The organism is Paraflavitalea speifideaquila, assembly GCF_032395985.1.
Classification (GTDB): Bacteria; Bacteroidota; Bacteroidia; order Chitinophagales; family Chitinophagaceae; genus Paraflavitalea; species Paraflavitalea speifideaquila.
Genome location: NZ_CP135920.1, coordinates 6,031,235 through 6,043,630 on the forward strand (window position 1 = coordinate 6,031,235; position 12,396 = coordinate 6,043,630).

18 protein-coding genes are annotated in these 12,396 nt (G+C 43.5%); 9 read left to right on the plus strand and 9 right to left on the minus strand.

The genetic code is table 11. From position 1 onward, the window contains the following. Positions 1-453: 453 nt before the first annotated feature. From RS881_RS60645 to RS881_RS41460, 7 genes are all read right to left on the minus strand, one after another. Positions 454-753 carry an AGE family epimerase/isomerase gene (locus tag RS881_RS60645; protein WP_350340301.1) on the minus strand — a complete coding sequence of 100 codons (300 nt, stop codon included), beginning with the start codon at positions 751-753 and terminating at the stop codon, positions 454-456. Next, the gene (locus tag RS881_RS41435; protein ID WP_315816144.1) at positions 663-1,088 is read right to left on the minus strand and encodes an AGE family epimerase/isomerase; all 426 of its coding nucleotides are present in this window, start codon (positions 1,086-1,088) and stop codon (positions 663-665) included. The genes RS881_RS60645 and RS881_RS41435 overlap by 91 nt, the downstream gene beginning before the upstream one ends. 115 nt (positions 1,089-1,203) lie before the next feature. Continuing rightward, complete coding sequence (locus RS881_RS41440) at positions 1,204-1,629, minus strand: AGE family epimerase/isomerase (protein ID WP_315816145.1); 426 nt, start codon at positions 1,627-1,629, stop codon at positions 1,204-1,206. A 1-nt stretch (position 1,630) separates the two neighbouring features. After that, entirely contained in the window at positions 1,631-2,689 is a 1,059-nt protein-coding gene (locus RS881_RS41445; protein WP_315816146.1) for a glycoside hydrolase family 130 protein, read from the minus strand. 126 nt (positions 2,690-2,815) lie between these two features. Beyond that, positions 2,816-3,565 (minus strand): sodium:solute symporter family transporter, encoded by a 750-nt coding sequence (locus tag RS881_RS41450; protein ID WP_315816147.1) that lies wholly within the window; start codon positions 3,563-3,565, stop codon positions 2,816-2,818. Further along, on the minus strand, positions 3,535-3,903 hold the full coding sequence (locus RS881_RS41455) for a hypothetical protein (RefSeq protein WP_315816148.1): 369 nt from the start codon (positions 3,901-3,903) through the stop codon (positions 3,535-3,537). The genes RS881_RS41450 and RS881_RS41455 overlap by 31 nt, the downstream gene beginning before the upstream one ends. After that, entirely contained in the window at positions 3,900-4,673 is a 774-nt protein-coding gene (locus RS881_RS41460) for a sodium:solute symporter family transporter (protein WP_315816149.1), read from the minus strand. Before RS881_RS41460 ends, RS881_RS41455 begins: the two co-directional genes overlap by 4 nt. Before the next feature lie 276 nt (positions 4,674-4,949). On the opposite strand from RS881_RS41460, the gene RS881_RS41465 reads away from it, so the two are divergent. The 6 genes from RS881_RS41465 to RS881_RS60655 all read left to right on the plus strand — a co-directional run bounded on the left by RS881_RS41465 (position 4,950) and on the right by RS881_RS60655 (position 8,322). Next, on the plus strand, positions 4,950-5,225 hold the full coding sequence (locus RS881_RS41465) for a cupin domain-containing protein (RefSeq protein WP_315816150.1): 276 nt from the start codon (positions 4,950-4,952) through the stop codon (positions 5,223-5,225). Between the two features lie 115 nt (positions 5,226-5,340). Continuing rightward, a complete protein-coding gene (locus RS881_RS41470; RefSeq protein WP_315816151.1) occupies positions 5,341-5,820 on the plus strand; it encodes a helix-turn-helix domain-containing protein in 480 nt (159 codons plus the stop codon). 520 nt (positions 5,821-6,340) lie between these two features. Further along, complete coding sequence (gene tnpB, locus RS881_RS41475; RefSeq protein WP_315816152.1) at positions 6,341-6,535, plus strand: IS66 family insertion sequence element accessory protein TnpB; 195 nt, start codon at positions 6,341-6,343, stop codon at positions 6,533-6,535. A gap of 558 nt (positions 6,536-7,093) precedes the next feature. Continuing rightward, the gene (locus RS881_RS41480) at positions 7,094-7,729 is read left to right on the plus strand and encodes an efflux RND transporter periplasmic adaptor subunit (protein ID WP_315816153.1); all 636 of its coding nucleotides are present in this window, start codon (positions 7,094-7,096) and stop codon (positions 7,727-7,729) included. A 16-nt stretch (positions 7,730-7,745) separates the two neighbouring features. After that, complete coding sequence (locus tag RS881_RS41485; RefSeq protein ID WP_315816154.1) at positions 7,746-7,976, plus strand: hypothetical protein; 231 nt, start codon at positions 7,746-7,748, stop codon at positions 7,974-7,976. Next, positions 7,915-8,322, plus strand: a complete 408-nt coding sequence (locus tag RS881_RS60655) for a TlpA family protein disulfide reductase (RefSeq protein WP_350340001.1) — start codon at positions 7,915-7,917, stop codon at positions 8,320-8,322. The genes RS881_RS41485 and RS881_RS60655 overlap by 62 nt, the downstream gene beginning before the upstream one ends. A gap of 188 nt (positions 8,323-8,510) precedes the next feature. On the opposite strand, the gene RS881_RS41490 is transcribed toward RS881_RS60655, so the two are convergent. Both RS881_RS41490 and RS881_RS41495 read right to left on the minus strand, forming a co-directional pair. Next, the gene (locus RS881_RS41490; protein WP_315816155.1) at positions 8,511-8,990 is read right to left on the minus strand and encodes a peptidase dimerization domain-containing protein; all 480 of its coding nucleotides are present in this window, start codon (positions 8,988-8,990) and stop codon (positions 8,511-8,513) included. Continuing rightward, the gene (locus RS881_RS41495) at positions 8,987-10,045 is read right to left on the minus strand and encodes a M20/M25/M40 family metallo-hydrolase (protein WP_315816156.1); all 1,059 of its coding nucleotides are present in this window, start codon (positions 10,043-10,045) and stop codon (positions 8,987-8,989) included. Before RS881_RS41495 ends, RS881_RS41490 begins: the two co-directional genes overlap by 4 nt. A 467-nt stretch (positions 10,046-10,512) precedes the next feature. On the opposite strand from RS881_RS41495, the gene RS881_RS41500 reads away from it, so the two are divergent. The 3 genes from RS881_RS41500 to RS881_RS41510 all read left to right on the plus strand — a co-directional run bounded on the left by RS881_RS41500 (position 10,513) and on the right by RS881_RS41510 (position 12,341). Next, positions 10,513-10,827, plus strand: coding sequence for an RNA polymerase sigma factor (locus RS881_RS41500; RefSeq protein WP_315816157.1), 315 nt, complete (start codon positions 10,513-10,515; stop codon positions 10,825-10,827). After that, the gene (locus RS881_RS41505) at positions 10,824-11,078 is read left to right on the plus strand and encodes a sigma-70 family RNA polymerase sigma factor (protein WP_315816158.1); all 255 of its coding nucleotides are present in this window, start codon (positions 10,824-10,826) and stop codon (positions 11,076-11,078) included. Before RS881_RS41500 ends, RS881_RS41505 begins: the two co-directional genes overlap by 4 nt. A gap of 378 nt (positions 11,079-11,456) precedes the next feature. Next, entirely contained in the window at positions 11,457-12,341 is an 885-nt protein-coding gene (locus RS881_RS41510) for a FecR family protein (RefSeq protein WP_315816159.1), read from the plus strand. Positions 12,342-12,396 lie beyond the last annotated feature (55 nt).

Sequence of the window (12,396 nt, forward strand, 5' to 3'; positions counted from 1 at the left end):
AGCAAGGGTTGCTGCTCCATTACCCCTTTTACAACAATAACAGTACCTGGCAACGGTGCGCCTTTATCGGAAAGCACTTTCCCGGTTACTTTTTTGGATTGTTGAGCACAAACAGTTGCCTTGAAGGCGAACAACATCACCCATACAAGTGAAATATAGCAAAAGGATCTAAGGAAATTCATATGGTAATTTGTTAGGCGATTTTAAGATATTGTCCGGAAAAGAACAATAGAAACTTAGTAGTAAGTTGGGTGTATTTGTATACTGGCAAAACCCATTTGCACGGGTAGCCTAAAGGCAGGGAGATGGTTATGGCAAACATAGTAGTCGTTTTAGTAAAAGGGATTGTTCAAATTTAGTTCTGTCGTTATATTGAATAGTAATACTTTTTAGCCACACATAATATGAATAGGTACGATCCTGTAATAATGATGCACACACCAACAATCCAGATCATACGAATGCCATTCTTGTCACGGCTTCCAGGCAACACCGGCTGTTATGATACGGGCATTTCCAGAAACCGGCTTTATCCTCCCCCTGCATCACTGACAAATCCTCGTGAACACCCCAATACCATTCTCCATATCTTTTATCCCGTAAATGATTGCGCACAAAATCCCACAGCCCGCTGGCAGCCTGCAAGAAAACACTATCACCGGTTAGTTGCCAGGCATTGAGGAAGCCAACAATGCCTTCTGCCTGTACCCACCAATGTTTGTCTCGGTCGGGGACTGCCGGCCGGGATGATATTCGTAAACAAGCCCACCCGTTTTATCCATTCCCGTCAATGCTGCTGTGGCTATTTGGATGGACAGTTGTTTCGTAGCAGAAAGCAGCGCGTTATCACCCAATACATGTGCCGCTTCCATCAGCAACCAGGAAGCTTCAATATCATGGCCATAGGAAATAATATCCGATTTGCGGTTCCAGTATTCGTCAAAAAAGCACCAGGTGATGTGTCCCGGAATGAACAATATGTAATTCAAAAGATGGATCAGCTCTTTTATTCTTTTTGCGAGCAGAGCATCCTGCCATATACGGTACAGGCTTGTGTAAGCCTCCAGAACATGCAGATGCGTATTCATGGTCTTTTGCTCATTTTCATCTTTGGCGCTTAGCCGCAGATCTTCCCCGGTTGCCAGTTACGCAGGAAAGCATCCAGGTAACCACCATTTTTAGTGTCATAGCTCCTCTGTTCTATCAGATGGAATAATGATCTGGCTTCCTCCAATACCTTACTGTCCGGGGAAGTTGTATAATAAGCGCATAACCCATACAGCACGAAAGCAAGCGCATATATCTTTTTTGTGTATCAAGAGGTTCGCCTGTCGCTGTTACGGACCAGTAAAAGCCTTCGTGTTCCTTGTCGTAAAAATGCCGGTGCAGCAAAGTATATGCCGCATCAGCACGCTGTTTATGCAGGGGATTGCTGGTATGCAGATACGCTGACGAGAAAGTCCACAACAAGCGCGCATAAAGCACCACCCCCAGCGGCGCAGTCGCATCTTGCTGGTTGTTGTTCGTTATCCTGCCGTAAAACGTTCCGCTTGTTTCATTATAGGCAGTATGTGCCCAAAAGTCCAGGATATCGTTCAACTCTTTTTCGCACTCATCCCTTGTTATCATACTAATATGCTCTCCCGCAAAAGTTTATTTTTATTAATAAGTGAGCAGGTACGATCTGCGGTAGCCCTGAGCGCAACTCATCCTGCGGAGTATGCATCACGTAATCCAGCAGCTTTTCCATCGATGAGGTCGCCACATGAACACGTGTATCAGAGGATGCATAATAAATAAATACGCGTCCCTGATCTTCTATCCAGCCGTTACAAAAAACAACATTAGACACATCACCTATGCGTTCCTCTCCTTCCGGGGCAAGAAAATAACCAGCGGGTTTATAAGTGACCCTGGTGAGATCGTGCAAGTCTGTCATAAACATGTACAGGACATAGCGGAGCCCTGCCGCCGTATTACGTACACCATGCGCCAGGTGTAGCCAGCCATAAGGCGTTTTTAATGGCGCTGGTCCCTGGCCATTCTTGGTTTCGTAAACGGTATGATAACTTTTGCCGTCAATGATGGATTCTTTTTCTATTACTGCGGGACTAATGGCCGCGGATAATCCAAAACCTATGCCGCCGCCACTGCCTGCATCAATAAAGCCATCCTGCGGACGGGTATAAAATGCATATTGTCCATTCACGAACTCAGGATGCAGCACAACATTTCTCTGCTGCGCCGAAGTTGTTTTTAAATCAGGTAATCGTTCCCAATCTATCAGATTCCGGGTGCGCGCAATGCCACACTGGGCAAGTGCCGCTGATTGGTCGCTCTGCAGCGCGGAAGGATCACGCCGCTCCGTACAAAACAAGCCGTATATCCATCCATCTTCATGTGCTGTCAAACGCATATCATATACATTTGTGTCCGGCTGCTTTGTTTCAGGCATCACCACCGGATAATCCCAAAAAGTGAACCCGTCAATACCATTTGCACTTTCAGCAATAGCGAAAAATGATTTACGGTCGGCTCCCTCTACCCTTGCCATCAGCAGATACTTCCCTTTCCATTTGATGGCACCAGGATTGAAGACGGCGTTAAACGCGTTACGTTCCATCAAATACGGGTTAGATGCTTCATCCAAATCATAACGCCAGTCGATGGGTATATGGGCTGCCGTCAATACAGGATTTTTATACCGGCTAAAAAGCCATTCTTACAAAACAGTGCTTCATTTTTCTGTTCTTTCAATAACCGGTAATAGCGATTCAGTTCAGACAATCTTTCTTTAAATGACATAGTATTAGATTTAATCTTCCAGCTTATTCCACCAGGTCCGTTTCAGTATGAATATGATAACAATCAATATTGCGATAATAATGAGAAGCGGCAATTTCATCCATAAAACAAGGTACATGGGTAAAAGAGTGAGACAGCATTGCGCGAGCATACCCAAAATCACGTTAAATGCATCGAGTTTCATCCGGTTATTGGGTTGAAATGCGGGATCTTTCAGTAGTACCTTTTCATGCACAGGCCCCCAAAATCCCCACGGGCGCACTGTTTTATAAAAAGACTCCAATGTTTCAGGGTCGGTGGGAGGAGCAAAGTAAGTTCCGATAAGGCAGGCAAGCAATGAAATCAAAAATAGCAGGGGCCAATAGTACAGCGCAAGCCCGTCGAATAAATAAGGAAAAATGAGTGCCGCTATCACACCGCAGATCATACCCCAGAAAAAGCCATTGGCATTGAAACGCCACCAATACCATTTAAGCATATTGGCCGCGATGTAACTGCCATACAGCGCTCCAACAATCCATTGCAGCACGCTATTGACATCTTTTACCCAGCATCCAAGTAAGACCCCAACCACAACCACCAATACGCCTACGAGGTAGTTCATGTTCATTATCCTTCGGGTACCAGCAGTAGGATTAACGTATTTTAGATAAATATCATTGACAATATACGCCTGTGCAGCGTTCAGGGTCCCGGAAAAAGTTCCCATAAACGCTCCTAACAAGCCCGTCAGAACAAGCCCCAATATCCCTGCCGGCAAAAAACTATTGATCGCACCGGGTAATATTTTTCAAAATCAGTGCCTTCCGGCCCCTGGACATCCATTTGATGATAATACAACAGTGCCAGTACAGTGATGCCGATAATCATTGCATAGCGGACCGGAAGCAAGATCAGCGACACAAACCCAGTCATTTTGGAGGCTTCCTTTGGCGAACGTGTAGACAGTATTTTTTGCATGTCGTAGTTGGGCGCCGGCCCGGCAAGACTTGCAAAAACACCTTTAAACAGCATCATCATAAAGAAGAAACCAAAAACACCAAATCCATCCTCGGAAATTTTCTTTCCGGCATCCTTAAAAATAGGATCCCAGTTCAATCCCAGATGCCAGTTGAAAAAGGATTTAACCAGCCGTCCGGAACGGCGATTCCCGATTGGCTTCGGTGGAGGTGCAATGCCGCTATCACAGCAATGGAAACAGAGGCAACAATCATTATACAATACTTGATGATATCGCCAAGCACGATGCTGTGCAGTCCACCAAGAATAGAATAGAACATGGCAAAGAGCGTAAAAACGATACCATAGAAATGGGGCACATACACTTTGGGAAGGTCGAAGGGTAAATATTCATTCAGCACCTGCCATGGTATAAATATTTCGATGAATTTGCCCAGGCCAATAAAGCCATAGGCCAAAAACCCCAGGCAGCTTAATATAGCAAAGGCGACTATAATGCTGTGAGAGCCCGTAATGCCTTTACCGTTAGTCCCGAAACGTGTTTTCAGCCATTCTGCTCCCGTAGCAGCATTGGAACGGCGGAGCCATTTGGATAAAAACATCATCAGGAATATCTGATTAAAAACAGGCCAAAGCCAGGGTATCCAAATACTCTTCATGCCGTATACAAAACACAGACTCACCATCCACATGGTCCCGCTGATGTCGAACATATCGGAGGCATCACTGAGTCCCAGTTTATACCAGGACAGCGATTTACCTCCCAGTAAATAGCTCTCTTTATTTTTCCGTGCTTTCTTGCGGAGCCATAGCCCGATGAAAATCGTTGTGGCCAGATAAGTCAGGAGAATGGCAAAGTCAATGGGCGTTAGATGCATAGCAGTCCGGCTTTCTTCGTTTTTCTGCATTGAACCGGTTTATCGTTCCGCAGAAAACGCAATGGATGTTCGGTTTTTAAACAAAAAATACTCGACAATATACTTTTCAAAAGTAACAAGGCGCTCTTTCCCTTATTAATACTTTTTGCCAACAAGTGATACGAATCTGCGCCGAAAACGTTTTCGCAGAAACTATTTATTGTGTGAATCAATATCTTAACTTCGGTTAAAAAAGTAGTACTTTTTAATCGCTCCCGCTATGAATAATAACATTGTACGGGAAATTACACCACTCACACAAAGTGATTGTTTTACCATTTTTCCCGGAAGAAAAAGCAGTTCGATTTTCCGCTCCACTATCACGAAGAATATGAGTTGAACCTGATCTTACATGCAAAAGGCGCCAAGCGTATTGTCGGCGATCATGTAGGTATATTAGAGGCCTTTGAGCTTGTACTGATTGGTCCGAACCTGAGCCATGCCTGGTTTACACATGAATGCAAAACCAGGGAAATTACGGAAGTCACCATACAATTTCACCGGGATTTTTTGAAGAGAAAACGCTCCATAGGAACCAGCTGAGTTTTATCCGAAACATGTTCAAACGTGCACAAAATGGTATTTTATTCTCTGTAGAAACAACAGAAAATATAAAAGACCGGCTGTTGCATCTCAATAAAAACAGGGATTTGATTCTGTGCTGGAGCTGATGTCAATTTTGCACGATCTTTCTACATCCCGTAATTATCTGACCCTGTCTGATACCAGCGTCTCTGACGAGCAATTTAACTACAAGAGCCGAAGGCTCGAAAAAGCATTTGCTTTTATGCATGCAAATTACAGCGATCCAATTTCCCTCGCCCAGGTATCCGCAATAACCAATATGAAGGATGTTTCCTTTAGCCGTTTCATTAAAAAGCGAACCGGATTTACTTTTATCGATTGTTTGAATGAAATAAGGATTGGTCATGCCTCCCGTTTATTAATAGACACAACAAATACGATTGCTGAAATTGCCTACAAAGTGGGGTTTAATAATATCTCCAATTTTAACCGGGTCTTCAAAAGGAAGAAAGGAATCACCCTAAGGAATTCAGGGATAACTTTTCGGGCACCAGAACTTTTATCTAAACAGAATTCTTTTCAAATCGTCCACTTCTTTAAGGAATATCCGTAGCATAAAACAAGACTGGATATAATCTCAAATAGTCACTTAATATTATCAATACTCCACCCGCCTGTAGTAAAACGCTGTAAGGTTTCAAAACAAAAGAGAGAGAATAACGAAAGAGGTAAATGCTAATAATACACCAGCCCAAATAGAAAAGAAAAAAAGATCCAGGGCATCTAGACTCACCAGGGATCAATATCTACAGTTGCTGGCGGAGTATGAAAAAACTCCTGATCAAACAGTAAAGGAGTTCTGCAGTAAGCATGGTTTCAACAGAGCTGTATTTTATTATTATCGAAGTCGTTGCCATTCCCCAAAGCACCTAATAAAAAAGCAGCGACAAGTGGTTTTATTGCCATTACGGCTCCCGTGCAAAAGAAACATCACCGCCATTGTTCGCAGAAGCGAAGGGTATCAAGATTTAACAGCCCGTTGCGGCGGATTATCTTAAAGCCCTTGTATCATGAGCGCTATTGCACTACTAACTGATCATCACAGCAATTTTTTATATTCCAGTTTTATCAATATGCAGAAGTCATTTGATGGCTTGTGTGGTATCGTTCGTAATGAATTGGGCAAGACAATAAGTGATAAGGATATCTTTATCTTCCTTAATAAGTGGTGTACGCATGTTAAACTATTACTGGCAGAACAAGATGGCTATACCTTATTTTACGGAAGACTACACAAAAGGTCGCTTCAACGTGACTCTGATAGATGATAATGGTTCAGTACAACTGAGTGCTTATGATCTGCAAATGCTACTGTCGGGTCTTGACTGGCGACGACCCAAAAATACAGGGTAGTTATTTCTACTTTGACAAGTTAAGGTGAGTCTTTGGCTGCCTTTTCCAGCTTTCTCTGGTCATGCCTTTTTTTAATTTGTTCGAGTACATCCAGCGGAGATTTAGCTTTAATGGCATAAGTCCTTAATATAATATCCCTGATATCGTAAGCGCTCAATAGAGGATATTCATTTTTGAATACTATTTTTCACTCAGCAGGAAGTGCAGCGCCATCATAACCAAGACCATGTGGTGATGCCATGGTTACAGGATTTGTAAAGCGGATGTATGTGGACAGAGGCGACCGGGTTCGTAAAGGTCAGCTTTTGGCGGTACTGGAAGCCCCCAAATGCAGCAGCAGTACCTTTCCGATAAATCCACCGAGCAAAAGGTATATAGCGATTACCTGTATGCAAAACAGGCGTATGACCGATTGGTAACTGCTTCCAAAACTACCGGAGCGGTAGCGGATATTGAACTGGACAGGGCTAAAAGTGCTAGGAAAGTGCCAAATCCGCTTACGATGCTTCAAAGCAGGTACGGCGCATTCTTCACAGTTACAGCAGTATCTCCGCATTACAGCGCTGTTTGATGCCGTGATTACCCGAAGGAATGTTTCTGTTGGAGCATTGGCAGGAACAGGAAGCAATACACCCATATTTATGATGGCGCAGAGCAATAAGCTCCGCCTGACCTTATCCCTGCCCGAAAAACACGCTTCTTCGGTAAAGCAGGGCATGCCTGCTACGTTTACCGTAAGCCCACAGCCGGGCAGAACATTTGATGCCGTTCTTTCCCGAACATCGGGTTTGCTCGACCAGCAAGACCGCTCCCTCACATTGGAATTTGACGTGAGCAACCCATCGGGCGAATTGCAGGGCGGCGACTATACACAGGTAAAGTTGAAATTACAGCGTAAAAATTATACTTATTGGGTTCAAAGCAAGAGCGTTTTAAATACGCAGTCGGGAACTTATGTACTTACCTTGAACGGCAATGAAATAAAACGTATAGCTGTAAGTGAGGGCGTTCGCTTAGATACGCTGACAGAAGTGTTTGGTAACCTTGCGCCACAGGATAAAATTATTGTAAAGCCTTCGGAAGAAATCAAAGAGGGCAAGATAAAGTAGCAAAGCATAAAAAATTATGAAAATAAAATTGAATAAAAGAGTGACGCTCACATACATTTTATTGACGGTGGCAGGCTTCTGTTTTGCTGCCTGTAACAACGGGAAAAATAATAAAGTGGAGAAAAAGCAACCCACCCAAACTGCCGTAATGGAAGATAGGGCATTATTACCGGAACATACCGGTTATGATATTATATTTAAGGATAAAGACGGGGAAAAGCGTATCGTTAAGCTCATTAAAAGGTAAGGTTGCATTCATCAACTTTTGGGCATCGTGGTGTCCGCCTTGTCGGGCAGAGTTTCCCTCTATCGAAGCACTTTATTCCAAGTTCAAAAACAATCCTGATATATTCTTTCTGACCATCAACGAGGACAGCGACCCCGCTACAGGCAAAGCCTATCTGAATAAAGAGAAGTTTTCAATCCCTATGTATCAGTCAAATGGCAACGTTCCCGGAGAGATTTACTCCGGTTCATTGCCTACTACCGTCATATTGGATAAATACGGAAAAATCAGGCTCCATCATACAGGATTGGCCAATTACGAATCGAATAAATTCGTGGAGCAAATTGAAGAACTGATAAATGAATAAAAAGTTATGAGACAAGAAATGTTTTAATTGATAAAATCGAAAACCTATGGAACAATACTACAAAGGGTGTGTAATGAAGCTGGAAGGGCTAATCCAAAAACTGACAATAGAGATGATCCAATTCTATTACCGCAGGAAGTTGTAGGGCTTGTGTCGTTTAAATTTCATAACTGGCATTAAAAACTCATTCAACTGGCATCATCGTAGTGCTTAATCATTATTTCGAAAAACGCAATCATCCTGCTGAAATTATCGATACTGATGTATTCGTTTGTACTGTGAATTGTCTGTTGTTCGAACTTATTAATGGCGAAAGGGGTAAAGCGATAAACATGGTCACTCACGATTTCATATTTGTAGGCATCCGTTCCTCCAACAGTTAAATAAGGCGTAACAATGGCACCGGGATATAGCTGATGTACAGCTTTTGTGATCATGGAGTAAGCCCTGGTATTGGTAGGGGATACCTGTGACGCCTCCCGAGTATTGTCGATATCTTCAACGCTGACATCGAATCCCTCACACGCCTTTTTTATATGTTGCCGTACTTCTGCCACGGTATTGCCGGGCAATATTCTGAAATTTACAACAAAGTAAACCGCAGGCGACAGCACGTTAGTGCCATCGCTTCCTTTCATCATTGTCAATGCTGTGGTAGTTCTGATCAATGCATTTGTCGAATTATTTTTGTCAGTTGTTTTGAAAGGATTGATCTCAACAACCATTGATTGGCAATGGCCATTTTGTTCGTATAACTCATCGAACCACCCACATTGGTGAAAAAATTGTTGATCAGTGGAATAATCTCCGGTTTCATCTGACTTTGTTCAAGACGTTGCATAATGATTGCGGCTTTCCCGATCGCGCTTTGCAATGGTGGCGTAGAAGAATGCCCGCCCAATCCTTTCACGGTTATCCGTGCTGACAAAAAACCTTTCTCCGCGCAGCCAATCAATGCAACATCATTGTTCATTCCGCTTATCGTCCCGCTGGTAGCGATGATACCGCCTTCATCGTAAACCGCATCAAAATGCAGCCCTTTGTTTTTAAAATAGCTGGCGATATTCACCGCGCCCATTCGTCCGCCAACTTCTTCGTCGAAACCGAAAGCAAGATAAATATCACGCGAAGGTTGAAAGCCCTCCTGCATGACTTTGGTCATCGCTTCTAGCAAGCCAAATAACATGCTTTTCATATCTAGTGAACCCCTCCCATAGATGCGGCCGTTTATAACGGCGCCCGAGAAAGGTCCGTAATCCCATGCTTCCGAAATTGTGTCGATTGGTGGTATGGATTTAGCATCAAGGTTAAAAATATTGGTACTACTGTCTTTTACAGGAGCTGTTCCGGGTGGAACGACATCCTGGTGAGAGAGAAATAAAATGGGTTGTTTAGATGAATCTTTTCCTTTCCAGCGAAAAACCAGGCCGTAATTGTTTACTTCCTCGTAAACACAATTTTTATAAACAAGCGGATAATTAGCCTGAAGGTACGTTTTCAGGCTATCGAACGGAGCGTAATTGAAAACGCCGCTTTCGCCTGTGGATATAGTTGGAATTTTAATGCCACCTGATAGTCTACGGACTGCTGATTCATCGACAGGCGCTCGAAAGGCTTCAGCTGCCGTGGGAGTTTTGGTAAAAGGGTAAATCGCTGTTTTTATCACGACGGTAATAACCAATACTAAAATGAGACTTAGTAAAATCAATAGCATGTTTCTCATATAGAAGTCTTTTTGCTGGTTAAATGTGAAGGTATATTAATTATAGTAATATATAATATATATTACTATATTGGCCCCTTCAATGTACAAGTACTTGATAAATAGTAAATTATGCGCTATTCCAACTAATTTCCCCAATTCGCATTTGAAAAGGTTCGTCCGCACAGGCAGGCCCCGCCCAGCACGCGTATCCGCGGATCTCTTTCATCGATAATGAGCTTTTCCGCACATATCGAACTTACCGGCTTTTGTTGTACCGGCAAGCCTTGTGAAAGAAGGGATATTGGATTGAAAGGATCAGGGAAGAGCAGGAAGGAAACTGCAAAAGGCATTGGATACATTCTTTCCGGTCCCCGCTCGGGATCAAGAGCCCCGGGGAAATGCCAGGGGCTTTTACTTTTGCTGAAAGGAAATATTTCGATTTCTTTGACAGGCTGTTACAGTAGAACTAACAGGCCGGATTTTATTTGTCTCCTTTCTCATCATACAACGATCAGGAACTGCTCGCCCAAATGACCAACAACAACCACAAAGCTTTTGAAGAACTTTGGAATCGTTATTGGGAGTTGGCATATAATGTTGCGTATAAACGCCTAAAAGATGAAGATCAATGCCAGGATATGGTCCAGGAGCTGTTTATAGACATCTGGGATCGCAGGGCGAAACTCTCCATCGATAATTTTCCCGCCTACCTGAACAGCGCTATCCGCTATAAGCTCTATAAATTGTTGTCCAGGAAAAAACGGATGTTCCCTATTATGAAGCATTTGATGCGCTGGTGACTACAGCCTTGGGAGCAGACAATGCCGTGGTAGAAAAGGAATTGCAGGACCTGGCAACTGCCTGGCTAAATACCCTTCCTCCCAAAAGAAAAGAAATATTCTTGTTATACTTCCGGGAAAACCTGTCTACAAAGGAAATTGCAGAGCGGCTCAATATTTCACAGAAAACAGTACAGAATCAGATCGGGACTTCTTCCAAAGCGCTTAGAAAGAAGTTATTGGTGGCCATCACCATCATTCCGGGCGTCTGAATCCCTGCTAAATATTCCTGCCAACTGGTACCAGCAAAAATAATTATTAATTTTTTTTTGGGAGTTTTTGAGAAAATGGTCACATAGGGGAAAAAGAAGCAAACTGTGAGACCAGTTGACCACCTCAGAAACGATCTTAAAAGAATGATCCGCCGCTTTCTCAAGGGTAATGCCAGGGAAGTGGAGCAACATTTTGAACGAATACGATGCTTATGCAGATAGGCAGCCCAATATTACCGATTCCTACTCCGCTGATAAAAAGAACAGATAAGCACTCAAACGCTGGAAGTTATTCGCAGGAGAACAGCTGCAACTGTTCCATTTACGCGTTTAAGGAGCACAAGATGGATCGCCGCTGCATCGATACTGGTTATCCTGGTGGCAGGAATACTCTTGTACCAAACGAATAAAATACCTTCTTCCCAGGTGGCGGAAAATCCTGTTCAGTATGATCGCCCGCCTGCTTCCAACTCAGCCCAATTGACGCTGGCAGACGGCTCCCGCGTTAACCTGGACAGTAATGGGCTTGCCGTATTACCCAATCAGGGGGAGGTAAATCTTTCCTATAAAAATGGACAACTGGCGTACAGGGGTAGTAATAATGCCAACCTGTTTAATACCATTTCAACTCCCAGGGGCGCCACTTACGATGTTTCCCTGGCCGATGGCACTAAAGTGTGGCTGAACGCAGCTTCCTCGTTGAGGTACCCGGTTGCGTTTGCCGGAAATGAGCGCATTGTAACGCTTACCGGTGAAGCCTACTTTGAAGTGTCGAGGAGCGAGGCTCCATTCAAAGTGATTGCAAACGGAAAAAGCGAAGTGGTGGTGCTCGGTACGCATTTCAATATAAACGCCTATCCTGACGAAAGCACCGTTGCAACTACATTGCTTGAAGGCAAAGTAAAAGTAGCTGCACTGCTCAATGATAAACCCGATAATCAAAATACACAGTTGCTCTCTCCGGGACAACAAGCTGTTACAGCATCGGGTAAGATCCAGTTAAAGCAGCATGCAGACATCAACAGCGTGATGGCCTGGAAAAGTGGAAAGTTCTATTTCGAAAATGAAAAACTGGAAAACATCATGAAAGAGTTTTCGAGGTGGTATGATGTAGAGGTAGTTTACCAAAGTAATGATGAACTGAAAGGCCGCCGGTTCTTTATGATCGTGGATCGTAAACTTCCACTCCGCGAAGTATTGAAATCGTTGGAAAACAGTGGCCTTCAATTCCTTATAGAAGATAAAAAATTGATCATCCGATGAATAAACCTGCTTTGTGAAAAAGCCCCTTGCTGTGAACAGGGGCTGGATCTCAGGC

Coding starts and splice junctions, on each gene's coding strand:
- RS881_RS41440 (WP_315816145.1), bottom strand. CDS start 1,629: ATGATAACAAGGGATGAGTGCGAAAAAGAGTTGAACGATATCCTGGAC.
- tnpB (WP_315816152.1), top strand. CDS start 6,341: ATGCAGAAGTCATTTGATGGCTTGTGTGGTATCGTTCGTAATGAATTG.
- RS881_RS41435 (WP_315816144.1), bottom strand. CDS start 1,088: ATGAATACGCATCTGCATGTTCTGGAGGCTTACACAAGCCTGTACCGT.
- RS881_RS60655 (WP_350340001.1), top strand. CDS start 7,915: ATGATATTATATTTAAGGATAAAGACGGGGAAAAGCGTATCGTTAAGC.
- RS881_RS41495 (WP_315816156.1), bottom strand. CDS start 10,045: ATGAGAAACATGCTATTGATTTTACTAAGTCTCATTTTAGTATTGGTT.
- RS881_RS41460 (WP_315816149.1), bottom strand. CDS start 4,673: ATGCAGAAAAACGAAGAAAGCCGGACTGCTATGCATCTAACGCCCATT.
- RS881_RS41485 (WP_315816154.1), top strand. CDS start 7,746: ATGAAAATAAAATTGAATAAAAGAGTGACGCTCACATACATTTTATTG.